The 20,919-nt window shown below is 57.2% G+C and carries 24 protein-coding genes; 15 read left to right on the forward strand and 9 right to left on the reverse strand.

Features of this window, described 5'->3' with window-relative positions; genetic code table 11:
* Positions 1-73 precede the first annotated feature (73 nt).
* Positions 74-1,252 (forward strand): M24 family metallopeptidase, encoded by a 1,179-nt coding sequence (locus NLU14_RS00700; protein ID WP_275704233.1) that lies wholly within the window; start codon positions 74-76, stop codon positions 1,250-1,252.
* Between the two features lie 13 nt (positions 1,253-1,265).
* On the opposite strand, the gene NLU14_RS00705 is transcribed toward NLU14_RS00700, so the two are convergent.
* The 3 genes from NLU14_RS00705 to NLU14_RS00715 form a co-directional block, all read right to left on the reverse strand.
* A complete protein-coding gene (locus NLU14_RS00705; RefSeq protein WP_275704234.1) occupies positions 1,266-2,045 on the reverse strand; it encodes a substrate-binding periplasmic protein in 780 nt (259 codons plus the stop codon).
* Between the two features lie 93 nt (positions 2,046-2,138).
* Positions 2,139-3,095: a succinyl-CoA synthetase subunit beta gene (locus NLU14_RS00710; RefSeq protein ID WP_275704235.1), complete on the reverse strand. Its 957-nt coding sequence runs from the start codon at positions 3,093-3,095 to the stop codon at positions 2,139-2,141.
* Positions 3,095-3,373 carry a peptidylprolyl isomerase gene (locus NLU14_RS00715; RefSeq protein ID WP_275704236.1) on the reverse strand — a complete coding sequence of 93 codons (279 nt, stop codon included), beginning with the start codon at positions 3,371-3,373 and terminating at the stop codon, positions 3,095-3,097. Before NLU14_RS00715 ends, NLU14_RS00710 begins: the two co-directional genes overlap by 1 nt.
* A gap of 197 nt (positions 3,374-3,570) precedes the next feature.
* Between NLU14_RS00715 and NLU14_RS00720 the strand changes: the two genes are divergently transcribed.
* On the forward strand, positions 3,571-5,157 hold the full coding sequence (locus tag NLU14_RS00720; RefSeq protein ID WP_275704237.1) for an ABC-F family ATPase: 1,587 nt from the start codon (positions 3,571-3,573) through the stop codon (positions 5,155-5,157).
* On the opposite strand, the gene NLU14_RS00725 is transcribed toward NLU14_RS00720, so the two are convergent.
* Positions 5,148-6,053 carry a haloalkane dehalogenase gene (locus NLU14_RS00725; RefSeq protein ID WP_275704238.1) on the reverse strand — a complete coding sequence of 302 codons (906 nt, stop codon included), beginning with the start codon at positions 6,051-6,053 and terminating at the stop codon, positions 5,148-5,150. The genes NLU14_RS00720 and NLU14_RS00725 overlap by 10 nt on opposite strands.
* Positions 6,054-6,158: 105 nt before the next feature.
* Here NLU14_RS00725 and NLU14_RS00730 point away from each other — a divergent pair, with 105 nt between their 5' ends.
* Together NLU14_RS00730 and NLU14_RS00735 are read left to right on the forward strand one after the other, a co-directional pair.
* Positions 6,159-6,740, forward strand: a complete 582-nt coding sequence (locus NLU14_RS00730) for a DUF1415 domain-containing protein (protein ID WP_275704239.1) — start codon at positions 6,159-6,161, stop codon at positions 6,738-6,740.
* Between the two features lie 75 nt (positions 6,741-6,815).
* A complete protein-coding gene (locus NLU14_RS00735) occupies positions 6,816-7,430 on the forward strand; it encodes a LysE family translocator (protein WP_275704240.1) in 615 nt (204 codons plus the stop codon).
* A gap of 64 nt (positions 7,431-7,494) precedes the next feature.
* Here NLU14_RS00735 and NLU14_RS00740 read toward each other — a convergent pair whose 3' ends face one another.
* On the reverse strand, positions 7,495-7,923 hold the full coding sequence (locus NLU14_RS00740; RefSeq protein WP_275704241.1) for an organic hydroperoxide resistance protein: 429 nt from the start codon (positions 7,921-7,923) through the stop codon (positions 7,495-7,497).
* 216 nt (positions 7,924-8,139) lie between these two features.
* Here NLU14_RS00740 and NLU14_RS00745 point away from each other — a divergent pair, with 216 nt between their 5' ends.
* Genes NLU14_RS00745 through NLU14_RS00755 form a run of 3 tightly spaced genes read left to right on the forward strand, consistent with a single transcriptional unit; the run spans position 8,140 to position 10,144 of the window.
* Positions 8,140-9,030 carry an NAD-dependent protein deacetylase gene (locus tag NLU14_RS00745; protein WP_420845013.1) on the forward strand — a complete coding sequence of 297 codons (891 nt, stop codon included), beginning with the start codon at positions 8,140-8,142 and terminating at the stop codon, positions 9,028-9,030.
* A gap of 53 nt (positions 9,031-9,083) precedes the next feature.
* Complete coding sequence (locus tag NLU14_RS00750) at positions 9,084-9,824, forward strand: AzlC family ABC transporter permease (RefSeq protein WP_275704242.1); 741 nt, start codon at positions 9,084-9,086, stop codon at positions 9,822-9,824.
* Positions 9,821-10,144: an AzlD family protein gene (locus NLU14_RS00755; protein WP_275704243.1), complete on the forward strand. Its 324-nt coding sequence runs from the start codon at positions 9,821-9,823 to the stop codon at positions 10,142-10,144. Before NLU14_RS00750 ends, NLU14_RS00755 begins: the two co-directional genes overlap by 4 nt.
* Before the next feature lie 90 nt (positions 10,145-10,234).
* Here the strand turns inward: NLU14_RS00755 and NLU14_RS00760 are convergent, their stop codons facing one another.
* On the reverse strand, positions 10,235-11,068 hold the full coding sequence (locus tag NLU14_RS00760) for a DUF3750 domain-containing protein (RefSeq protein WP_275704244.1): 834 nt from the start codon (positions 11,066-11,068) through the stop codon (positions 10,235-10,237).
* A 201-nt stretch (positions 11,069-11,269) separates the two neighbouring features.
* On the opposite strand from NLU14_RS00760, the gene NLU14_RS00765 reads away from it, so the two are divergent.
* Genes NLU14_RS00765 through NLU14_RS00775 form a run of 3 tightly spaced genes read left to right on the forward strand, consistent with a single transcriptional unit; the run spans position 11,270 to position 13,435 of the window.
* A complete protein-coding gene (locus NLU14_RS00765) occupies positions 11,270-11,485 on the forward strand; it encodes a dodecin (protein ID WP_275704245.1) in 216 nt (71 codons plus the stop codon).
* A 49-nt stretch (positions 11,486-11,534) separates the two neighbouring features.
* The gene (locus tag NLU14_RS00770) at positions 11,535-12,083 is read left to right on the forward strand and encodes an isochorismatase family protein (protein ID WP_275704246.1); all 549 of its coding nucleotides are present in this window, start codon (positions 11,535-11,537) and stop codon (positions 12,081-12,083) included.
* Positions 12,077-13,435, forward strand: a complete 1,359-nt coding sequence (locus tag NLU14_RS00775; RefSeq protein ID WP_275704247.1) for a nicotinate phosphoribosyltransferase — start codon at positions 12,077-12,079, stop codon at positions 13,433-13,435. Before NLU14_RS00770 ends, NLU14_RS00775 begins: the two co-directional genes overlap by 7 nt.
* Here the strand turns inward: NLU14_RS00775 and NLU14_RS00780 are convergent.
* Positions 13,432-14,082: a hypothetical protein gene (locus NLU14_RS00780; RefSeq protein WP_275704248.1), complete on the reverse strand. Its 651-nt coding sequence runs from the start codon at positions 14,080-14,082 to the stop codon at positions 13,432-13,434. The genes NLU14_RS00775 and NLU14_RS00780 overlap by 4 nt on opposite strands.
* A gap of 42 nt (positions 14,083-14,124) precedes the next feature.
* On the reverse strand, positions 14,125-15,294 hold the full coding sequence (locus NLU14_RS00785) for a GNAT family N-acetyltransferase (RefSeq protein ID WP_275704249.1): 1,170 nt from the start codon (positions 15,292-15,294) through the stop codon (positions 14,125-14,127).
* 179 nt (positions 15,295-15,473) lie between these two features.
* Between NLU14_RS00785 and NLU14_RS00790 the strand changes: the two genes are divergently transcribed.
* The 5 genes from NLU14_RS00790 (at position 15,474) to NLU14_RS00810 (ending at position 19,089) form a co-directional block, all read left to right on the forward strand.
* Positions 15,474-16,160, forward strand: a complete 687-nt coding sequence (locus NLU14_RS00790) for a response regulator transcription factor (RefSeq protein ID WP_275704250.1) — start codon at positions 15,474-15,476, stop codon at positions 16,158-16,160.
* On the forward strand, positions 16,157-17,482 hold the full coding sequence (locus NLU14_RS00795) for a sensor histidine kinase (protein WP_275704251.1): 1,326 nt from the start codon (positions 16,157-16,159) through the stop codon (positions 17,480-17,482). The genes NLU14_RS00790 and NLU14_RS00795 overlap by 4 nt, the downstream gene beginning before the upstream one ends.
* A 7-nt stretch (positions 17,483-17,489) precedes the next feature.
* A complete protein-coding gene (locus NLU14_RS00800; RefSeq protein ID WP_275704252.1) occupies positions 17,490-18,095 on the forward strand; it encodes a YigZ family protein in 606 nt (201 codons plus the stop codon).
* 78 nt (positions 18,096-18,173) lie between these two features.
* The gene (locus NLU14_RS00805; protein ID WP_275704253.1) at positions 18,174-18,698 is read left to right on the forward strand and encodes a DUF4136 domain-containing protein; all 525 of its coding nucleotides are present in this window, start codon (positions 18,174-18,176) and stop codon (positions 18,696-18,698) included.
* Between the two features lie 37 nt (positions 18,699-18,735).
* Entirely contained in the window at positions 18,736-19,089 is a 354-nt protein-coding gene (locus NLU14_RS00810; RefSeq protein ID WP_275704254.1) for a translation initiation factor Sui1, read from the forward strand.
* Positions 19,090-19,141: 52 nt separating this feature from the next.
* On the opposite strand, the gene NLU14_RS00815 is transcribed toward NLU14_RS00810, so the two are convergent.
* Complete coding sequence (locus tag NLU14_RS00815) at positions 19,142-20,785, reverse strand: fatty acid--CoA ligase (RefSeq protein WP_275704255.1); 1,644 nt, start codon at positions 20,783-20,785, stop codon at positions 19,142-19,144.
* Positions 20,786-20,919: the final 134 nt, after the last annotated feature.

Consider the following 20,919-nt stretch of genomic DNA (forward strand, 5'->3'; position numbering starts at 1 on the left):
CAGCCGGAGTTTGAAAAGCGCCCGGTTTGGGTCCAGTCTCCAGTAGTAACTTTCCCCTTCCGGAGACTGCCCAATGGACTTTAATGCCTACCAGAAAACCCTGGCCAGTGAGCTCAGGGGACGGGAATGCCCCTTTCCTCAGGCCGAGTACGATCAGCGGCTTGAACGTCTCCGGGCAAAAATGGCGGCAGACGATATTGGGGCGCTACTACTGACAGACCCGTCGGATCTTTTTTACCTGACCGGTTACAGCACCTTTGAGGTGTCCGTTCACGTGGCGCTGGTGGTAACAGCGGAAGTGCTGACCCTTCAGGTGCCCTCCATTGAAACCGGCCCCGCCACGATCACCACCCGGGTTGATAACGTGCTTGGCTACCGCTGGGAAGGTATTGGCGATGTGCTGGATCCCCTGGCGCAGGCGCTGAATGGCCAGGGCGAACGGGTTGGCGTTGACTATTGGCACGGCTCGCTGCGCCAGGGAGTTCTGGAAGGACTGAAGCAGCGGCTTCCGGATATACGGTTCGTGGATGCCTCCGGGATGCTGAAGAGCATACGTATCGTAAAATCACCTGCTGAAATTGACTGCCTGAGGCAGAGTGCCCGCATGACCGGGCAGGGCATCGAGGCTGCGGCAGCGGCCATACGCCCCGGTATGACAGACAACGATATCGCCGCCGTGGGGGCTGAAACCCTGCTCGCGGGTGGTAGTGAATTCATGAGCATGCAGCCGATCGTGACCGTTGGCCAGCGAAGCAGTGTGATCCATACCAACCACAAGCGCTGCAGGGTTGAAGAGGGTGATGCGGTGTTCCTCGAATTTGGCGCTGTCTGGCAACGCTATACGGCCCCGATGATGCGTACCGTCGTGGCAGGCACACCCTCGGCCAGGATGCGCTCGGTTTTCGATGGCTGTCGCCGCGTGGTGGATGCCCTGCAGGCTGCCATGATACCGGGCAGGAGCTTTGATTCTGCCGCCAGGGCCGCTGAGCAGGCCATGGCACCACTGGCCGACGAGGTGTTCTTCTCGGGAGTATTTGGCTACACCGTGGGGGCGCAGTTTCCGCCGTCCTGGGTGGAAGGTTCGGGTTTCATAGCGCGGGGTGAGTCGGCGGTGTTCCAGCCCGGCATGGTGTTTCACCTGCCCATTTGCCTGCGGATTCCGGGGCAATGGGGCATCGGCTGCAGCGACACCGTGCTTGTAGGCGAGCAGGGCACTGAGCCGCTGACGGCTAACCCCTGGCGGCTGAACTGATCAACCCGGCTGGTTATTTCAGCCTGTTCAGCGATGCCTGGGGTCTGGTTTCAAAGTAGGTGTCGTAGCGTCCGTTCTCCCGGAACGCCTGCAGGCGCTTGTTGAATACCTCCCGAAGCTTTTCGGTGTCCGGCTCATTGGCGGGAAACAGCAGGAAACTCTGGTTCTCCAGTATTGGTTCGGGGTGGTGGGTAATCTGGCGGGCTTCCTCGGGGTCCGTTTCCCGGCGGAGAATGTAGTAGCCCACATTTATTTCCTCGGGAAAGGCGTCAATACGGCCGAACAGTAACCTGCGGAAGTTCAGCTCCGTGGAGGCCACCCATTCCACATTCAGAATCTCGCGCTCAACAGCCCTGTCGAATGCGGGCCCGTAACTGTAGCCAATGCTGCCTCCGAGCTGAAGGCCGGAAAGGTCCGCCATCCTGTTCCACCTGACAGGGTCGTCCTTCCTGTAGAAAAGCACGAAACGCTCATTCATCACCGGGTCACTGTAGATAAAATCCTTCTGGCGATCGGCCGCATACATCCATATTGCGGTGGCATCGTGCTTTCCCATGGCGGCTTCACGGTAGGCGCGCTTCCAGGGCAGGAAATGAAACTCGACCTGATAACCTTCCTCCGCAAAGATATCCCGCACCAGCCGGGCAACAGAGCCCTGGCCAGGCTCACTTTCAACAAAAAAGGGAGGCCAGTCACCAACGCTGATACTCAGTTGCCGCTCACCATCATCCGCTAATGCATGAGGCGACCACAAAACAACCAGCGCAACGATGTGCGCTTTTACAAACTTCATGCAATCGCCTACAGACAAGGATGCTGCACGATAGGCAAGGAGATGCCTTACGGATGCTACTGTCATAAATACTAGACCATGGGCGTGGATACGTCATTCAAGCCTGATATCACGCAGATAAACGGTTTTGGGTTCCTGTATGCCGGTTGCGAACAGGATCACGCGCCTTATCTTCTGCATGTCCATCGCCCGGCCCCTGGGGGCGTTCCGGACCTGACTCAGGTCCAGACGAAAGCGGTTCGGGCCGGGGGACAGGGTCAAGCGTGTGTTGAAGCGGTCGTTGTAGGCATTGTCACCGAGGTCGTGTTCTATGTCATTGATCCGCAGGGCCATCCCAAATAGTTGATCCTGTGGGTTATACAGGTCAATGACTAGTTCGTTGTAGCCTCGCCAGTCAGCCGGGAAGTTATGCAGGGACATGCCGGAGTAGCGGGTGGTGGAGAGGGATATTCTGAGCTCGTGTTGTGAGCTGTGTGGGGCATCGCTAGGTACGGGCGTTATCGCTCCGTTCCAGTAGGGAGACGGATCTGGCTGGCTGAAATCATAGAGTGCCGGCAACAACTGGCTTACCTTGTATTGTTGAATGGCAACCCCTGCCGTGGTGCCGGTTTGGGCCAGCAGTAGCGCCCCGATAATGACCCGTAGGGACCAGGCTGTGAGCAGTGAAAGACGGGTCTGCGAGGCCAGCGGACGGGCCGCCAGTACGGCCCACAGTCCCAGCAGGTTGCGGAGCATGTCCTGCCAGTCTACCTGGCGGCTGGTCCCATACTGGAGCAGCTCAATACCTGCGCCCACCAAGAGTACAACCAGACTGCAGATACTCCAGAGTGTCCAGCCCGTCCAGGCTCGCCAGGGTTGGACAGCAAGGGTCAGCAGGGCAAAGAACAGGATGTGCCCGAGATTCCAGGCCGATTTCAGCAGCGGCCCGTCAGTCCAGCCCGGGCCGCCGACAAAGAAAAAGGGGGCTGCCAGAATAACGCCCACGAAGGCCAGATACTGCCATATCCTGGCCTTGCGAGCGGCTTGGTGTGCTGGCAGCGTAAAGCGCATCAGCTCCGGCTGGTGACCTCCAGCAGGTGGTAGCCGAACTGGGTCTTCACCGGGCCGAGAACCTTGTTCACTTCACCGCTGAACACCACCTTGTCGAATTCCGGGACCATCTGGCCCGGGCCGAAGGATCCCAGGTCTCCGCCGTTGCGACCGGAGGGGCAGGAGGAGTGCTGCTTTGCCACTTCCGCAAAGTCCTGGCCGCCTTCGATGGCCTTCTTCAGTTCTTCGCATTTTGCTTCGCTATCTACCAGAATGTGGCGCGCAGTTGCCTGTGTCATGAGGTCAGTTTCCTTAATCGGGGTTATAAAGAGGGTGTGTTGGTACTACCGAGGTTGAAATGCTGCCCGGCCGGGGCTGCTGAGGCAAGCGCTTTTTATCCGTGTTTCTGCTGTCTCACGATTCTAGCCGCAAACCTGTACAATGCCGGCTTTTCTCGGCCGGCTGTGCCCGGTACTCACTATCGATAGGTTTCTTCTTGATTTCCACCGCGAACATTACCATGCAGTTCGGGGCCAAGCCCCTTTTTGAAAACGTGTCCGTCAAATTCGGCAATGGTCATCGTTACGGCCTGATTGGCGCCAACGGCTGCGGCAAGTCCACTTTTATGAAAATCCTCGGCGGCGACCTGGAGCCATCCGCGGGCCAGGTCATGGTGGACCAGAACCAGCGCCTGGGCAAACTGCGCCAGGATCAGTTTGCCTATGAGGACTGCACGGTTATCGATACGGTCATTATGGGCCACGAAGAACTCTGGCGGGTGAAAGCCGAACGGGATCGCATATACTCGCTGGCGGAAATGAGTGAGGAAGACGGCATGGCGGTGGCGGACCTGGAAGTCCAGTTTGCCGAAATGGACGGTTATACCGCTGACGCCCGTGCCGGTGAACTGCTGCTGGGCCTGGATATTCCCCTGGAACAGCACAATGGCCCGATGAGTGCGATGGCTCCGGGCTGGAAACTGCGTGTGTTGCTGGCACAGGCGTTGTTCTCCGACCCCGACATCCTTTTGCTGGATGAGCCCACCAACCACCTGGATATCAACACCATCCGCTGGCTGGAAAACATCCTGGTGGCTCGCAACAGCACCATGATCATCATTTCCCACGACCGCCACTTCCTGAACAGTGTGTGCACTCACATGGCGGACCTGGATTATGGGGAACTGAGGCTGTTCCCGGGTAATTACGACGAGTACATGACAGCGGCCACCCAGGCCCGTGAGCGCATGCTGTCGGATAACGCCAAGAAGAAAGCCCAGATTGCCGAGTTGCAGCAGTTCGTCAGCCGATTCTCCGCCAACGCTTCCAAGGCCAAGCAGGCGACCTCCCGGGCGCGCCAGATCGACAAGATCCAGCTTGAAGAGGTCAAGCCGTCCAGTCGTGTAAGCCCGTTTATTCGCTTCGAGCAGACCAAAAAACTGCACCGGCAGGCGGTGACGCTGAAAGACCTGACCAAGGGCTTTGACGGACAACGCCTGTTCAATAAGTTCAACCTGCAGATTGAAGCCGGCGAACGAGTCGCTATCATCGGTCCCAACGGCATTGGCAAGACCACACTGATGCAGTGCATGGCCGGCACCATGACGCCCGACAGCGGTGATGTGAAGTGGACGGACAGCGCGCAGGTCGGTTATTACGCCCAGGACCACACGGCGGATTTTGACGAAGACATGAACCTGACCGACTGGATGTCGCAATGGACTACCGGGGGCGAGCAACTGGTGCGCGGTACCCTGGGCCGCATGCTGTTCTCAGGGGATGATATCGGCAAGTCAGTGAAAGTGATTTCAGGTGGTGAGCAGGGCCGTATGCTGTTCGGCAAACTGATCCTGGAAAAGCCCAACGTCATGCTGATGGACGAACCTACCAACCACCTGGACATGGAATCCATCGAGGCCCTGAACCTGGCCCTGGAGAACTACCCGGGCACGCTGGTGTTCGTCAGCCATGACCGGGAGTTTGTGTCGTCGCTGGCCACTCGCATCATTGAGCTGAAGGCCGATGGTATCACCGACTTCAGTGGTAGCTATGATGATTATCTGCGGAGTCAGGGTTACGTTTGATTTTCCTGGTCCAACCGTGCCAGCAAGTCGTTGATAACGCCTGCAAACTGTACCGGTGAGTCTTCCTGCAGGAAGTGACCTCCGGTCAGGGTAATATGGAGCTGGTCCTTGGCGCCGGGAATCCGCTCCTGCATGTAGCGATCACCGCCCCGGGTGATGGGGTCGCCGTTGCTGAATGTGGTCAGGAACGGTTTTTCCCATTGCTCAAGCACTTTCCAGGCCTTACGGTTGGATTCGCTTGCGGGATTGTCCGGTGTTACTGGCACCAGCTTCGGGAAGGCACGGGCGCCGGCTTTGTATTTTTTGCCGGGAAAGGGGGCGTCGTAGGCACGGCGTTCATCCGGGCCGAGCGTGCGGAAGCTGCCGGTATTGATGATGCGGGCAATGGGGAACCAGGGGCTGTAAAGAGCGAAGTTCTTCCACAACTGAAAAGCTTTTGGCACCGGCTGGTCACCGGTTGGTAGCATTCCGTTTCCAACCACGATGGCACGGAAGCGGTCCGGATTTTCGGCGGCCAGCCGTAGGCCCAGCAACGAGCCCCAGTCCTGGCAGACCAGGGTGATATCCTGCAGCCCGGTTTGATCCAGGAACGCCTGCATCCAGTCCATATGGCCCTGGTAACTGTAGGCGTTTATATCCGTAGGTTTGTCGGACTTGCCAAAGCCGATCAGGTCAGGTGCGATCACACGGTGCCCCGCTGCCGCGCAGATTGGAATCATGTGGCGGTATAGGTAGGACCAGGATGGCTCGCCGTGCATCATCAGTACAGGTTTGGCGTCGGCAGGCCCTTCATCGACATAATGCATACGCAAGCCATTGATCTCCACGTAGTGTGGGTCGAAGGGGTAGTCCAGCAGGCGTTCGAATCGTTGCTCAGGTGTTCTTGCCACGTCCATTTCTTATCTCCGGTATCGGTAACGGAATTATTGTAAGCTTGCTTAACATATCACGGCTCGCTCCGGGCGTGTCCGTCCCGTTTCTCAAAATGTGGGGGTAACCACGTGACGCACAATCCGATTATTGAAGCCACCCGACGATGGGTGTCGGACGTGGTGATCAGCCTGAACCTGTGCCCTTTTGCCCGCAGGGAGCTGGTGAAAGAGGGGATTCGCTTTGTGGCCACGGGTGCCGCCTCGGAAGAGGCGCTTTTGATGGCGCTACGGGATGAGCTGGTGTATTTGAGCGAGCATCCAGAGGTTGAAACAACGCTGCTCATACATCCTGCCGTGTTGCAGGATTTTATGGCGTACAATGAATTTCTCGCCGTCGTGGATGGCCTTCTGGAGCAGTTGGAACTGGTCGGGATATACCAGATTGCCAGTTTTCACCCTGACTATCAGTTTGGTGGAACCGAGCCGGATGACGCCGAGAACTACACTAATCGATCACCCTATCCGATGCTGCACCTCCTACGGGAGGAAAGTCTCGAGCGGGCCATCGCAGGGTACCCCGGGACAGACGCAATCCCTGAACAGAATATCGAGCTGATGAATCGCCTGGGGGCAGATAACATGCGCCGGAGGCTTGCATTGGTCAAAGCTCCGGACGCTGCCAACTGTTATGGTCAAAAACCGCAGATCTGATTCTGTTGTGCCCTCACACTGCCGGGTAGGATAGACGGGCATGAAGCGTGGCAAAAAGGGAGCGTGGCAAAGACTATGGAAATCCTGTTGAGCGTCCTGCTGTTCGCGGTGGTGTCTACCGTGACGCCTGGCCCGAACAACATCATGATTATGACCTCCGGTGTTAACTTCGGGGTCTGGCGCACGATCCCCCATTATCTCGGCATCTGTATCGGCTTTCCTGCCATGGTGGTCGCGATAAGCCTGGGGCTGGGGAAGGTGTTCGAGACCTTGCCGCAGCTGCATCTGGTGATCAAGGTTCTGGGTATCAGTTATTTGCTGTATCTCGCCTGGCGGATCGCGACCACGGCAACGGACATAGATGGCGAGAACACGAGTCGCCCGCTTTCTTTCTGGCAGGCGGCGGCCTTCCAGTGGGTAAATCCAAAAGCCTGGGTGATGGCGGTCGGCGCGCTGGCCACCTTCACGACGGTCAGTAGTGGTCAGGTATTGCAGCAGTCTTTCTGGATCGGGCTCACGTTTCTGTTGGTCAGCGTGCCCTGTGTTGGCAGTTGGATGATCGGCGGGGCAGGTTTGCGCCGATTGCTGCACAAGCCGCTTTATCGGCGGATGTTCAACTGGACCATGGGGTTGCTGTTGGCGCTGTCGGTCATTCCCATGCTGTCCGTCGAAACCGCGAAACTGGCCTGACCCATTACCAGCCGGCGGGGGGGCACCCCGTCGGCGGGCTTTTGATGACCTAAAAGGGCGGGAATCACTCCACCCGGGTCAGGGTCACATCAATGTTGCCACGGGTGGCGTTGGAGTAGGGGCACACCTTGTGGGCTTCGTCGATCAGTTGTTTTGCCTTGGCGTCTTCCATGCCGGGCAGGGATATCTTCAGTTCCACTTCGATGCCGAAACCTCCGGGAATCTGGCCAATACCGACTTCACCCTCGATTGAGGCATCTTCCGGCATGGGCAGCTTGTCCCGGCCTGCCACAAACTTCATGGCACCGATAAAGCATGCGGAATAGCCTGCTGCGAACAGCTGTTCCGGGTTGGTGCCCCTACCGCCGGCGCCACCGAGCTCTTTTGGTGTTGTCAGCTCGACATCCAGGATGCCGTCCGAGGAAATGGCACGGCCATCACGTCCGCCGGTGGCTTCTGCTGAGGCGCGATAAACTACCTGTTCAATAGACATGGTTCTGACTCTCCTTTTTGGCGCATTGCGGCGCATAGGGTTTGGGTGGCTGACTGCTCAACCACTTTGCGCAATTATAATTGCACACAATTATATTGTGCACAATATAAATTTCAGAAAAGTATGCCGGACTTTTTGCGGTTTTCCTGTCGTTGCCATTGGCAGGGCCCGATTTGCTCCCTAAAGTATAAGGATCTGCCAACAAGTGTGAGTGTGATGTCTGCAATCCGAAAGCCCGCCAAAGACGTGACCATGCCGGTCGATGAGCAGCCACTGGTGCTGCATACCCCGGATGAGGCCGGTACTTTGCTGGCGGAGTTCATTCACCGACACCCGGGGCTGATGATACTGACCGGTGCCGGCGTCAGTACGGATTCCGGCATTCCCGATTATCGGGATGGCGATGGTGCCTGGAAACGCAAACAGCCGGTGCAACACCAGGACTTCATGACCAGCATGGCAGTGCGCCGGCGTTACTGGGGCCGAAGCCTGATTGGCTGGCCGGTTATCCGCAATGCCAGGCCCAATATCGCTCACCACCAAGTTTCTGAGCTTGAGTCGCGCAATCACAGCCGGCTGGTTGTCACCCAGAACGTGGACCGCCTGCATCAGAAGGCTGGCAGCCGTTCAGTGACGGATCTGCACGGTAGGGCAGACGAGGTCATCTGCATGACCTGCGGCTACCGGTGCAAGCGGGATGAGGTTCACGAGCGTTGTGCGGGCATGAACCCCGGGTTTGAGCAATACTCCGCCGGTGCCGCACCGGACGGCGATGCGGACCTCGAGGTGGACTTCTCTGATTTTCGCATTGCCGACTGTCCCTGCTGCGACGGTATCCTCAAGCCGGATGTGGTGTTCTTCGGGGATTATGTGCCCAAAGACCGGGTTTATTCCGCGCTGGACACGCTCAAGGCTAGCGACGGCTTGCTGGTGATAGGATCATCTCTGATGGTTTATTCCGGGTTCCGCTTCTGCCGCTACGCCAAAGAGTGGGGCAAACCCATGGCCACACTGAATCTGGGCCGCACCCGGGCCGACTCAATGGTGGACCTGAAGCTCAACGCCCGCATCAGCGAAACTCTGGCGACAGCCCTCAACCAACTTTGACCCTTCGGAATTTACCTATACGCATCTGCCGCCGGTTTCATTAGCTTGCTTAGATGAACGCCAGTACATATTCCTACCAGTTCCGGCCAGAGAAAGTTCGTTCCGAATTTTTCAGGCTGCTTCCCATCTCGTTATTCGTGGTGGCATTCGGTGCTGCCTTCGGTTTGGCGGCGGTCCAGAAAGGACTTGAACCGCTACAGGCCATCCTGATGAGCTTCACCGTATTTGCCGGCGCCTCCCAGTTCGCGGCCGTGGACATGTGGGGCAGCGAAGTTTCCCTGATCCCCTTGATTGCCGTAGTTTTCGCGATAAATTCCCGGCATTTGCTGATGGGGGCCTCGCTGTACCCCATGCTCAGGGAAATGTCTCCCGGCCGTCGGTACGGCTTGTTGCTGTTCCTGACCGACGCCAACTGGGCGGTGTCTGCCCAGGAATATCAGAGCGGAAAACGCAACCTGGAAGTCATCCTCGGCGGCGGGCTCGCCCTCTGGCTGGCCTGGATTTTCGGAACCTGGCTCGGCGTGTATTTTGGCGGGCTGCTGCAGGATCCCAAGTCTCTGGGGCTGGATATGGTGCTTGGCTGCTTCCTGTTGGCCATGGCCCTGGGCGGCAACAAATCACCGCGAACACTGGTGGCCTGGACCGTTGCCGCGATTTCGTCGCTGGCCGCCTGGAAATGGCTACCGCCCAACACCCATGTGGTGGTTGGCGCCCTGGCCGGCGGCGCTATCGGCTTCTTCTGGCTGGAAAAGAAGCCTGATGACACTGTGGCTGACGGGGAGACGTCTCCATGATGATCGAAACCACTACCGCAGGTGTGCTGGCGCTGATTGCCATCATTACGGTCGTCACGCTTGTGACACGGTTTGGCGGCGTGTTCATCATGTCCTTTGTGACGATTAACCCTCGCATCGAAAGCTTCATCAACACGATGGCCAGCTCGGTGTTGATCGCGATTATCGTTCCCATGGCATTCAGTGGTGACGCTGGCTCGTTAGCAGCTTTGGTTGTTACGGCGGTTATCATGCTGGCCACCAAAAAGCCGCTGCCTGCCATTGCGGCAGGTATTACAGCAGCGGGATTGGTCCGTTACTTGGGGCTCACGACACTATAAGGCCGACCACCGGATCAGGCTGGGGCAGGGACGGTCTCCCAAAAATGTGCGGAGCCAGGGATGGCGGAGCCCAAGCGTACATGGACGTATTCAAAGCGTTTTTTGGGAGACCGTCCCTGCCCCGGTCGTCTCAGAGGCATCCGGGTCAGAATCCAATTTGGCGGCTTCCGCCATAGGATTGGTGTTGCGAAGGGCCAGTTCGCCAATACCCGGTAATTTGATGCCGAGTCCCATGGGATTGATGCCCAGAGACAGCCCGAGGATATTCAGCTCGAGCCCCTCCCGGACGCCCGCCAGAACACCAAAGTAACCACCCAGGGATAACTGATAACCGGCGCCCCCGGGCACCTCAGACACAATGCCATTGCCCAGGTAATCCTTACCGATAGCATGGTTGGGAAGAGCCACTTCCATTTCCGGAATCTGGCGGATAACCCAGGCCACAAACGTATTGCTGTTTGGGCCGGGCCAAGCGTTGTATTCCGTAGGGTAGGGGTAACGCTCAATAACATCACCAAGCTGCTGAATAATCCGTTCTGCCTGTTCACCGCGAATGTCTGCGATTAACTCCGGTAGCGCACCGTACCATGCGCGATCCGGGTCGTCAGGCCGGGACTGGACCACATAGTGTCGCCACCCGGTCACTTCATGTACGTAGTAGCGGCTGGCACCGACTTCCTTGGTGCTGATCCAGGTATGCAGCGAAAAATACCCACGCCAGTTGTAGGCGCGTGCACCGTACACCTGCACCACGGCTGCATTTTCCTGTTCCGGTAAAGGAGCTATCCCTGCACTGGAGCGGTCCGCCGTTCGCCAGCTCCCGGAGTCCTGAAAACCTGCGCAGGCGGCCAGAAGCAACGGTCCTGCCAGCAACAGCGACAATGTCAGGGCAAGGCCGATAAAGCAGCGTTTAATGGCTTTCATCTGAATCCGGTAATGTGGAGTGATAATGAATTTACGACGGAATGGCTTCAGAGTTCAATTGACCCGGAAAGTTCCCGAATGGGGCGCTCCCCTCTACAGATATCCCTCTCATTTGATGGTTGCAGTTTACTGGTATAGGCTGAAAACACAGGCATTCAAAAGGTATGCCTGACTGTACACGGCCTTTGAACAGGAGGTGTCATGTCCGACCATCATGTCTACAAGAAGGTGGAAGTGGTTGGCTCTTCGAAGAAAAGCATTGAGGACGCCATCGAAAATGCGATTGCCGAATGCAGCAAGAACCTTCGTAACATCGAGTGGTTTGAAGTGCAGGAGACCCGAGGCCATGTGGTTGACGGCAAAGTCGGACACTATCAGGTTGTACTGAAGGTGGGCTTCAGGATAGAAAACAGCTGACATCCGGTAATCAGAACGAATTTCGGTTAAAACCATAGGAGGTGTTCTTATGGGGACTGGACCAAATGCTCTGTTACTGGTGGATGTTCAATACGATTTCTGTGAAGGCGGCAGTCTGGCTGTGCCGGGCAGTGATGAGATTTTCCCTGCGATCAACCAGTGGATCGGCAAGGCGCAAGAAGCGGGCTGGCCCATTCTTGCCAGCCGCGACTGGCATACCGTTGATCACATAAGCTTCAGTGATCGCGGGGGCCCCTGGCCCGTTCACTGTGTTCAGGATACTCCTGGTGCTGAATTTCACCGGAAAATGGAACTTCCTGATTCGGCCATCCGGGTCAGCAAGGGAACCGCGTTCGATACCGATGCCTATTCCGCGTTCGACGGTACGCAGTTGGACAGTTATCTCCGCCGCCATGGCATTCACAGGCTTTTCGTGGCCGGCCTGGCGCTGGATGTGTGCGTTAAGGCGACCGTGAGGGATGCGCTGAAGCTCGGTTTCGAGGTTGAACTCATTACCAGCGGAACCCGTGCCGTTAAGACGGATGAGGCTCCCGCCGTTTTTGAGCAACTTGAAGAGGAGGGCGCCGAACTGTGCTGAAACGACCTCTGGTTGTAAGAGAAAGCGATCTGTCACTGCTGGTGGACCTATACGAACTGGCCATGGCCCAGGCGTACTGGTCTGAGGGTATGGACGACACCGCAGTGTTCAGTCTTTTTTTTCGCGAACTCCCGGACAACCGGAACTTTATCCTCGCCTGTGGTCAGCAGAATGTGGTCCGGGTCATTGAGTCCCTCGCCTTTACGGATGAGCACATAAAACGCCTGGAATCCCTGAACCGTTTCCAGTCCGGCTTTCTGGACTGGCTGCGAGGATTCCGGTTCAGCGGTTCGGTTCATGCGGTTGCGGAGGGCACCCCCCTGTTTCCCCAGGAGCCTCTGCTGGAAGTGGAGGGGCCTGTTGCCGAAGTGCAGTTGTTGGAAAGCCTGGTCATGAACTATGTGCACCTGGAATCTGTTTTGGCATCCAAGGCCGTGCGCCTGACGTTTGCGGCAGGGGACCGGCCGGTTGTTGACTTCGGCATGAGACGTACCCATGGCGTGGATGCGGCTCACCGGAGTGTGCGGGCCTATCGCCTGGCCGGGCTTGCCGGAACCAGCAATGTCCTGGCTGGACTGGATTTCAACATGCCGGTCTATGGCACCATGGCTCACAGTTTCGTCCAGGCCTGCCCGGATGAGCTGGATGCATTCAGGGCTTATGCACGTCTGTACCCGGGCACAACGCTGCTGGTCGATACCTATGACACCCGCACCGCGGTCAGGCGGATTATCCAGTGGCTAAAGGAGGAACCGGAAGTGCGTATTGGCGGTATCCGCCTGGATTCTGGCGACCTCGCGGCAGAAGCAGTTGATTGTAGGAATATGCTGGATGAAGCCGGCTTCACCGACATAAAGATCATGGCGAGTGGCGGGTTGAACGAGCACAAGATTGCGAAACTTCTCTCGGCTGCTGCACCTATCGACGGATTTGGCGTTGGCACCGCCATTGGAGTCTCGAATGACGAACCGGCACTTGAGCTTGCGTTCAAGATGACTGAATACGCCGACCTTCCGAGGATGAAAAACTCCCCGGGCAAGCAGTCGTTCCCTGGCAGGAAGCAGATTTACCGTCGCCTTGGGACAGACGGCTGTATAACGCAGGATGTCGTTGCCGGTCGGGATGAAGTATTCGATGGTGATCCGTTGCTGAAACCGGTAATGAAACACGGGCAAGTGCCCGAGGACGCTATCCCCACGCTGGATGACCAGGTCCGGGCGGCGGAGCAGATGATTGCTACCCTGCCGCAGCGTTTCCGGTCACTGGAGCCCCTTGGTGAGAATCCGGTTGTCATCAGTGAATTCCTGCGGGCACTGCAGAAAGATACTCTGGCAAAAGTTGGTGGGGGCTAACGGAGCATTCGTCGCCTGATAGCACCAACCAGTTGGTTCAGAAGTTCACGTGACTGACCTTCGTAAAGCGTGTGGAATTTTTCCCTCTGCACATCCCGTTCGTGGCTGGTGTTCGAGGACAGGGAGTCCTTGCGCAGATCCATGAAATGGCAGGCGGCCAGATGAGCCTTGATGTGATTGTCAATCAACTGGGTGATTAACTCATCGATTTCAGCATGGCAGAACGGGCGTACCCGGTTGAGGGTGCTACGTGCCTCCAGTGCCGCCCTGCGGGCTTCAAGCCGCAATTCGCCGGCGGGTTCATCGGATTCCACTGAGCGCAGGAACATCCCCAGCTTGTCATGCAGTAACCAGACCAATGGCCAGATGGCCTCGTAGGCGGCTTTTTCAGCGGAAAACTGCTCGCCAGCGATGGAATTGCCGGCGTCCGGGGCACCAGGGCTATTGAACTGGGACACACGTATTTCATCCATGTCGTGCCACATGCTGTCGACCCGCTTTTTCACGGTATCGCTTTGTTCCAATACCTTTCGCCTGGCAGCGGCCCCTGAAAACACCGCAATGATCGCCAGGATGAGAGCTGCAATGGCAACGAAAAAAATCAGGTGTGTTGTTGCGAGAAAGTCGAAAAAATAGTCCATTTCCATGGCTGCCCGCTCCGGTTAGTGTCCGCACGAACCCCTGGCCTGCTACCGATCCTGCTCCGTTTGCCTGAAAGGCAGTGCCCGCAAGGCATCTCCGGCATAGGCCATGACCTGCTCCGCTTCTTCGGTGGTAAATCTCTCAATGGCATCGCGAAAGCCCGGATGCATGACGCCGTGCCAGGAGTGAGTGATAACCGGCTCAAACCCCCGAACCAGTTTATGCTCCCCCTGGGCGCCGGCGTCGAAGCGTGCCAGTGCCAGCCGGATTGCCAGTTCAATGCCTTGATAGTAGCAGGTTTCAAAATGCAGGTGGTCGAATTCCTCCAGGCAGCCCCAGTAGCGACCGTAGAGCGTATCCTCGCCCTGAAGGAACAGGGCGCCGGCAATCATTTCGCCCTCTTTTACGGCCATGATGATGTGAAGCTGCTCCGCCTGCCTTTCTTTCAGCAGGTGGAAAAATGTCTTGTTCAGGTACGGCCTTTGGCCTCTTTTCAGATAGGTGGCCTGGTAAAACACATGGAAAGCCGCCAACACATGCTCCGGGATATCCTCACCGGAAAAGTGCCGGAATGAAATGCCCTGATCCGCGACCTGTCTCCGTTCCCTTCGGATGGACTTGCGTTTGCGTGATGTCAGCCGGGCCAGGAAGTCATCGAAGGTGTTGTAGCCATGGTTATACCAGTGGAACTGGCATCCGATCCGGTGAAGCTGCTCCTCGGCGGCCAGCAGTTCCTGGTCCCGTTGCTCCGGAAACAGCAGGTGCCAGGAATGGGCGCCCAGTGTCTCGGTAATTGAGTGCAGCGATTGCTGAATCCGTTCCGGTGTCATCCACTCCCGCAGCTTCTCTGAAAATAGCAATCTGGGCCCCTGGCACGGGGTGAAGGGAACGGCCATCAACAGTTTGGGGTAGTAGTCCATGCCGTAACGCTGATAGGCATCGGCCCAGGCCCAGTCGAACACGTATTCACCCATGGAGTGGGTTTTCAGGTACGCCGGCACTACGCCTGCCAATTCATTGTTCAGGTAGAGCATCAGGTGGGAAGGTGCCCAGCCCGTGGCGGCGGTTGTGCAGCCAGACTCTTCCAGAGAGAGCAGGAAATCATGGCGAAGGAAGGGCGTGTTGCTGGCCGCGAGCCGGTTCCAGTCTTCCGGATTGATATCGCACATGGAGCGGGCGGTGTGTATGGTCAGTTCGGGGATACCGGGTTCTGGCATGGTCTGGGCTACTCCGTAGTTTACCCAGTACCATACGTCAGAACGGGGTGTGTAATCACTGTCTGTGAGCCTTCATGCCACCACAGTGGTTTTGTAAAGGTTATGCAAAGGAAAATCGGGTAAATCAGCGGCCTTGCCGGGTCGTGATAGACTGCCGTCAGTCACAACGGAGGATTGCCATGCAGAACCGGGTGCTGTTGGTTGAAGACGACGAGGAACTGCGGGAACTCTTGTCCCGCTATCTGACCAATCAGGGGTTTACCGTAAGGGAGGCCGCGAACGGCCGGGACGGATTGTCACTGGCCCTGGGGCAGCACTGCGACATCGTGGTGCTGGACATAATGTTGCCGGATATCAGTGGCCTGGAAGTCTTGCGACAGTTACGGGCCAGGACCCATCTTCCCGTTGTTCTGCTGACGGCCCGTGGTGATGAGACGGACCGCATTGTCGGCTTCGAGGTTGGCGCCGATGACTACATTCCCAAGCCCTGCAATCCCCGTGAACTCATCGCCCGGCTTCAGGCGCTGCTAAGGCGGGTGGCCTGGGACCAGGAAGTGGGCCTGGATGAGACCAGGACCTATGGCGATTTGCGGGTTGAACCGGTACACCGTCGTATCTACCAGAACGACGCGGTGTTGGATCTGACTGCCACTGAATACGAAGTGTTACAGGTGTTGCTGGCCCATGCCGGGAGTGTGGTGCGTAAGACCGACCTGATGCAATGGGCCCTGGGGCGCCGCCTGGAAGCTTACGACCGCACTCTGGATATGCACATCAGCAATCTGCGGAAAAAGCTCGGCAATGACGACCCACCCCGTATCGAAACCGTCCGGGGACTGGGTTACAGCTACCGGGTACCGGTATGAGCAGGCGCCTCCGGTTCCCCTTGTTCTGGCGAGTTTTCATATCTATCTGGCTGGCCATGGCACTCACCATGATTGCTGGCAGCGTTGTAACCTACACCCTGAAGGATCGTGAAAGGCAGGCTATTGAACGCCAGGCGGGGCTTCAGGAGCTTGCGGTTCGTGCCCTGGCGGTTCGTGAAAACGAAGGGCGTGGCGATGCCTGGCGATTCCTGAAAGAGCAGGGCAGCAAGCTGGACCTGCATCTGTTTCTGATCGAAGCGGATCACAATGACGGCAGTCTGCCGGAATCCATCCGGGAGCGCATGCAATCCGGCGGCTGGTATAAGCAACGGCCCGCGGTGATTGAAGTGGCCGAGGGCTACAGGCTGGTGGCCTGGCCGCGCCTGACGGGCGACGCCTGGCTGAATCCCCGATTCTTTCAATGGCTGGAACTGGGACTCGCCTTTGTCATCATTACCTTGGCTTGTTTCTGGGTTGCCCGGCTGGTCTCACGCCCATTGAAGCATATGGAGTCGACGGCGCGTGCAATTGCCGGTGGCGATAATTCCCTTCGTGTCAGTAACGGCATTGCCAGCCGTCGGGATGAGGTGGGTGCGCTGGCGACGGCCTTCAATGCCATGACCGAGCAGTTGTGTAATTTGCTGGATCGCCAGACCCATTTGCTACGGGATATTTCCCACGACTTGCGAACACCGTTGACGCGGCAGAGAATCGCCATCGAGCTGGCCAGTGAGGGAGGCGTGGACGAGGATCTGATGGCCTCTATCCTGCGACAGAACGAACGTCTCGAGGCCATGACGTCCCAGATTCTGACACTCTACCGGGTATCGGAACAGGGCGGGGATATTGAGCGCGAAGCCGTTCAACCGATGCAGGTGATTAACGATGTGCTCCGGGATGCCGCGGACTATGCCGAGCACAGGGGTGTGGACTGCCAGCTTAACGCCGGTACTGACTGCCGCCATGCCTCGGTACTGGGAGATCGGGGCCTTATCCAAAGGGCGTTCGACAATGTCCTCCAGAATGCTCTTGATCACACCCCTCCAGGCAAGAAAGTGCATGTAACACTGCGCTTGGAGCAGCAACAATTGGTGGTGGAAATACGGGATGATGGGCCAGGTGTGCCGAAGGATGTTTTACCCCACCTGTTTGAGCCTTTTTATCGTGCTGATAAGTCCCGGGGTGGCAAGGGCTGGGGGCTCGGGTTGGCGATTGCCAAGGATATTGTGTCTATCCATGATGGCCAGATTGACGCTTTCAATGCAGAACAGGGCGGCCTGGCGGTGCTGGTGCGCTTTCCGCTCTTTACTACTGGGGGGTGAGTTGGCCATGGCTACCGATTATCCCGTGCCCGCCGGATTTCTGGAACGGGAAACGGAAGTCCGGAAAAGCCGGTTTATTGCCCGGGTTGCGCCGGTCTCATCCAGGGATGAGGTTAAGGCCTGGCTTGAGCAGGCCCATAGAGACCATCCAGATGCACGGCACATCTGCTGGGCTTACCAGATTGGCCGCCCAGGCGCCGCAGCGGAAGCAGCCATGAACGACGATGGCGAGCCATCAGGAACCGCCGGTAAGCCTATCCTTGGTGTTATCCAGCATAAGGACATGGGTGACGTGTTGGTGATGGTGATCCGTTACTTCGGCGGTATCAAGCTCGGCGCCGGTGGCCTTGTCAGAGCCTACGCTGGCGCCACTGAAGCAGTGTTGTCCGCCGTCGGCCGCGAGATTCAGCAGCCGATGTCACAAGTAACTGTTACCACGACCTTTGCCAATGAACAACCGCTCAGGCACTGGTGTGAGCAGTACAGCGCTGCGGTTGTTGCCGTAGAGTACGGATTGGGCGTGACGGTAACGGTAAACTTACCGGAGGAATGGAATGAGGTGTTCATTGCCTTTTGCGATGCCCGAGGAATGGATTACAGTTTTGACATATAGGGAACGATTGGCGAAACGCCACGTGTCGTCTGTGCGTATACTTGAGTAAATGCGGTACGGAAAGAGGCAATCACGATTATGAGACTTATCCTTGCGTCCCTGTTTTTGATGGTATTAACCGGGTGTGCCAGCAACGTTGTGACTGATTACGATTCCAATACGGTCTTTGGTAACTATGGCTCCTGGGCCTTTGCGCCGAAGGGCGAGGGCGAGAGTTTTACTTCTCTTGACGGTGGCCGGATCAAGAGCGCCGTTGAGCGGGAGCTCAACCGCAAGTCCATGCGCAAAGTGGACCAGGAAGAGGCTGACCTGCTGGTCACCTGGCAGATCGTCGAAGAGGAACGTCTTGAGCGCAGCGGTGTTGGGCTTGGTTTCGGTTTTGGTACTGGCAACTTTGGCTGGGGTCTGGCCTCGGCGCCACCGGTCAGGGAAGTTCAGGAAGGAAAACTGGTGGTGGAGTTGGTCGACACCGATACTGACCGTGTCGTCTGGAGGGCAGCCAGTCGCCGTTACCTGAACGAGAACCAGACGACCGAGTCGCGGCGAGAGCTGATCGACGAGATTGTTGCGGATATGTTTGAAAAATACCCTCCCGGGGCCTGAGCGCCGAGACAGGGTTCAATGACTGTATGAGGACGTTATGAAAAACCGTTCTGGTGGACTGGTTTTTTCCACGGAACAGGGGCGGATGTGCCCCGACTGTCGCCAGCCAGTTGATGACTGTGTTTGTGGAGCGCCGGCACGCCCTGTCGGCGACGGGGTCGTGCGTGTCAGTCGCGAAACCAAGGGTCGTAAGGGCAAGGGGGTTACCCTGATTACCGGTATACCCCTGGACGAAAAGGAATTGAAAGCCTTCGCCAAGATACTGAAAGCCCGATGCGGAACCGGTGGCACCGTTAAGGAGGGGACGGTTGAAATTCAGGGCGATCAGCGGGATCTGTTGGTGCCATTACTTCAGGAAAATGGCTGGACAGTGAAAAAGGCGGGTGGCTGAAAACACCATGCCGGCTTGCGCCTGATCGCAAGCCGGATGTGGTTTACCTGGCTTATTTCAACTGATCCCGGATCAGCTTCTTGTTGATCTTGCCAACGCTGGTTTTCGGAATATCCTCAACGAAATCAATCTGGTTGGGGATGGCCCATTTGTTGATCTCGCCAGAGTCCACAAACTGTTTCAGGTGGTTCTGAATATCCTCCACGGTAGCGTCGTCGCCAGGCTTCAGGGTGACCAGTGCGTGGGGGCGCTCGCCCCATTTCTCGTCCGGTACGCCAACAACGGCCGCACCAGCGACAGCCGGATGCTGGCTGATCAGGTTTTCCAGGTCCAGGGAGGACAGCCATTCGCCACCGGTCTTGATCACATCCTTGATGCGGTCTTTGATCACCAGGGTGTTGTCCGGCTCCATGCTGGCGACGTCACCGGTGTGCAACCATCCGCCTTGCCAGAGTTCCTCGCCTTTTTCCGGTTCCTTGAAGTAACTCTGTGTCAGCCAGGGCGCACGGGTGACCACTTCTCCTTTGGCGTCGCCGTCATGGGGGACCGGATTGCCCTTGGGGTCGACAATTTCCAGTTCCACCATGGGCACGGCAATCCCGGTCTTTATGCGCTTGGAGGTTTGCTGGTCCAGCGGCAGTTCCAGGTCTTCCGGATTCAGGTGTGTTGTGCTCAGCAGCGGGCAGGTTTCCGACATGCCGTAGCCGGAGTACATGGAAATGCCCAATTTGGCACCGGCATCGCACAGGCCCCGGGTAAGGGCGCTGCCACCGATCAGTACGTGCCAGTTGCTGAGATCGGCAGACTTGATGGACTCGGTGGCCATCATCATCTGCATCACCGTGGGTACACAGTGGGAGAAGGTCACCTTGTGTTCCTTGAGCAGGTCTACCAGCAGTTCCGGCTCATAGCGGCCAGGGTAAACCTGCTTGATGCCCATCATGGTGGCGGCGTAAGGCACCCCCCAGGCGTGTACGTGGAACATGGGCGTTACCGGCATGTATACCGATGAGGAGCGCAGTAGTGGCATCTCATCGTACACGGACAGAGAGCCGGTCATCGCCATGGTGTGCAGGACCAGTTGGCGATGGCTGAAGAAAACCCCTTTTGGGTTGCCGGTAGTGCCGGTGGTGTAGAAAGTGGTGGCGATACTGTTCTCGTCGAAGTCCGGGAAGTCGAACTGCTTGCCGGCCTTGCCCAGAAGCTCCTCGTACTCACCAATAGAGTCCAGTGAGGTGGACTTCGCGCTCGCCTCATCACTCAACTGAATATAGTGTTTAACGGTTTTGATGTCGTCTTTGACGCTTTCCAGGATGGGCAGGAAGTCGTCGTGAACCATCACCACGTCATCTTCAGCGTGGTTCATGGTGTAGACGATCTGGTCCGGAGACAGGCGCACATTCACCGTGTGCAGCACGGCGCCAATCATCGGAATGGCAAAGAAACACTCCAGGTAACGAGGGGTGTCCCAGTCCATAACCGCCACCGTATCGCCCGGTTTAACGCCAGCATCGGTGAGGGCATTGGCAAGGCGGTGAATACGTTCAACCAGGTCGGTGTAGGTGTACTTGCTGCGGTTGGCGTAGACAATTTCCTGGTCGGGAGCGTACCGGGGGCCGGACAGCAGCAATTGTTTGATCAGCAGTGGATACTGATGGGCGTTGTTTGCGGGTGCCAGGATGCGGGTCTGTGCCATAACTCGGTGCCTCTTTCTCAATTGTCTATTTTATAACGAGAAGTAGGATAAATCTGACACAGATTGGCGTTAACAGAAACCTTTCAATCTAAAAAAGCCCGGATCAGGCCTGATGGATGCCAATTGGCCCCATC

This window comes from Marinobacter iranensis (assembly GCF_029207565.1).
Classification (GTDB): domain Bacteria; phylum Pseudomonadota; class Gammaproteobacteria; order Pseudomonadales; family Oleiphilaceae; genus Marinobacter; species Marinobacter iranensis.

What these genes read in the sequence shown, in the direction of transcription:
- NLU14_RS00745 (WP_420845013.1), top strand. Translation starts at nt 8,140, where the DNA reads ATGTCTGCAATCCGAAAGCCCGCCAAAGACGTGACCATGCCGGTCGAT.
- NLU14_RS00770 (WP_275704246.1), top strand. Translation starts at nt 11,535, where the DNA reads ATGGGGACTGGACCAAATGCTCTGTTACTGGTGGATGTTCAATACGAT.
- NLU14_RS00760 (WP_275704244.1), bottom strand. Translation starts at nt 11,068, where the DNA reads ATGAAAGCCATTAAACGCTGCTTTATCGGCCTTGCCCTGACATTGTCG.
- NLU14_RS00800 (WP_275704252.1), top strand. Translation starts at nt 17,490, where the DNA reads ATGGCTACCGATTATCCCGTGCCCGCCGGATTTCTGGAACGGGAAACG.
- NLU14_RS00780 (WP_275704248.1), bottom strand. Translation starts at nt 14,082, where the DNA reads ATGGAAATGGACTATTTTTTCGACTTTCTCGCAACAACACACCTGATT.
- NLU14_RS00740 (WP_275704241.1), bottom strand. Translation starts at nt 7,923, where the DNA reads ATGTCTATTGAACAGGTAGTTTATCGCGCCTCAGCAGAAGCCACCGGC.
- NLU14_RS00790 (WP_275704250.1), top strand. Translation starts at nt 15,474, where the DNA reads ATGCAGAACCGGGTGCTGTTGGTTGAAGACGACGAGGAACTGCGGGAA.
- NLU14_RS00735 (WP_275704240.1), top strand. Translation starts at nt 6,816, where the DNA reads ATGGAAATCCTGTTGAGCGTCCTGCTGTTCGCGGTGGTGTCTACCGTG.
- NLU14_RS00815 (WP_275704255.1), bottom strand. Translation starts at nt 20,785, where the DNA reads ATGGCACAGACCCGCATCCTGGCACCCGCAAACAACGCCCATCAGTAT.
- NLU14_RS00765 (WP_275704245.1), top strand. Translation starts at nt 11,270, where the DNA reads ATGTCCGACCATCATGTCTACAAGAAGGTGGAAGTGGTTGGCTCTTCG.
- NLU14_RS00750 (WP_275704242.1), top strand. Translation starts at nt 9,084, where the DNA reads ATGAACGCCAGTACATATTCCTACCAGTTCCGGCCAGAGAAAGTTCGT.
- NLU14_RS00700 (WP_275704233.1), top strand. Translation starts at nt 74, where the DNA reads ATGGACTTTAATGCCTACCAGAAAACCCTGGCCAGTGAGCTCAGGGGA.
- NLU14_RS00810 (WP_275704254.1), top strand. Translation starts at nt 18,736, where the DNA reads ATGAAAAACCGTTCTGGTGGACTGGTTTTTTCCACGGAACAGGGGCGG.
- NLU14_RS00715 (WP_275704236.1), bottom strand. Translation starts at nt 3,373, where the DNA reads ATGACACAGGCAACTGCGCGCCACATTCTGGTAGATAGCGAAGCAAAA.
- NLU14_RS00705 (WP_275704234.1), bottom strand. Translation starts at nt 2,045, where the DNA reads ATGAAGTTTGTAAAAGCGCACATCGTTGCGCTGGTTGTTTTGTGGTCG.
- NLU14_RS00785 (WP_275704249.1), bottom strand. Translation starts at nt 15,294, where the DNA reads ATGCCAGAACCCGGTATCCCCGAACTGACCATACACACCGCCCGCTCC.
- NLU14_RS00725 (WP_275704238.1), bottom strand. Translation starts at nt 6,053, where the DNA reads ATGGACGTGGCAAGAACACCTGAGCAACGATTCGAACGCCTGCTGGAC.
- NLU14_RS00710 (WP_275704235.1), bottom strand. Translation starts at nt 3,095, where the DNA reads ATGCGCTTTACGCTGCCAGCACACCAAGCCGCTCGCAAGGCCAGGATA.
- NLU14_RS00805 (WP_275704253.1), top strand. Translation starts at nt 18,174, where the DNA reads ATGAGACTTATCCTTGCGTCCCTGTTTTTGATGGTATTAACCGGGTGT.
- NLU14_RS00755 (WP_275704243.1), top strand. Translation starts at nt 9,821, where the DNA reads ATGATGATCGAAACCACTACCGCAGGTGTGCTGGCGCTGATTGCCATC.
- NLU14_RS00795 (WP_275704251.1), top strand. Translation starts at nt 16,157, where the DNA reads ATGAGCAGGCGCCTCCGGTTCCCCTTGTTCTGGCGAGTTTTCATATCT.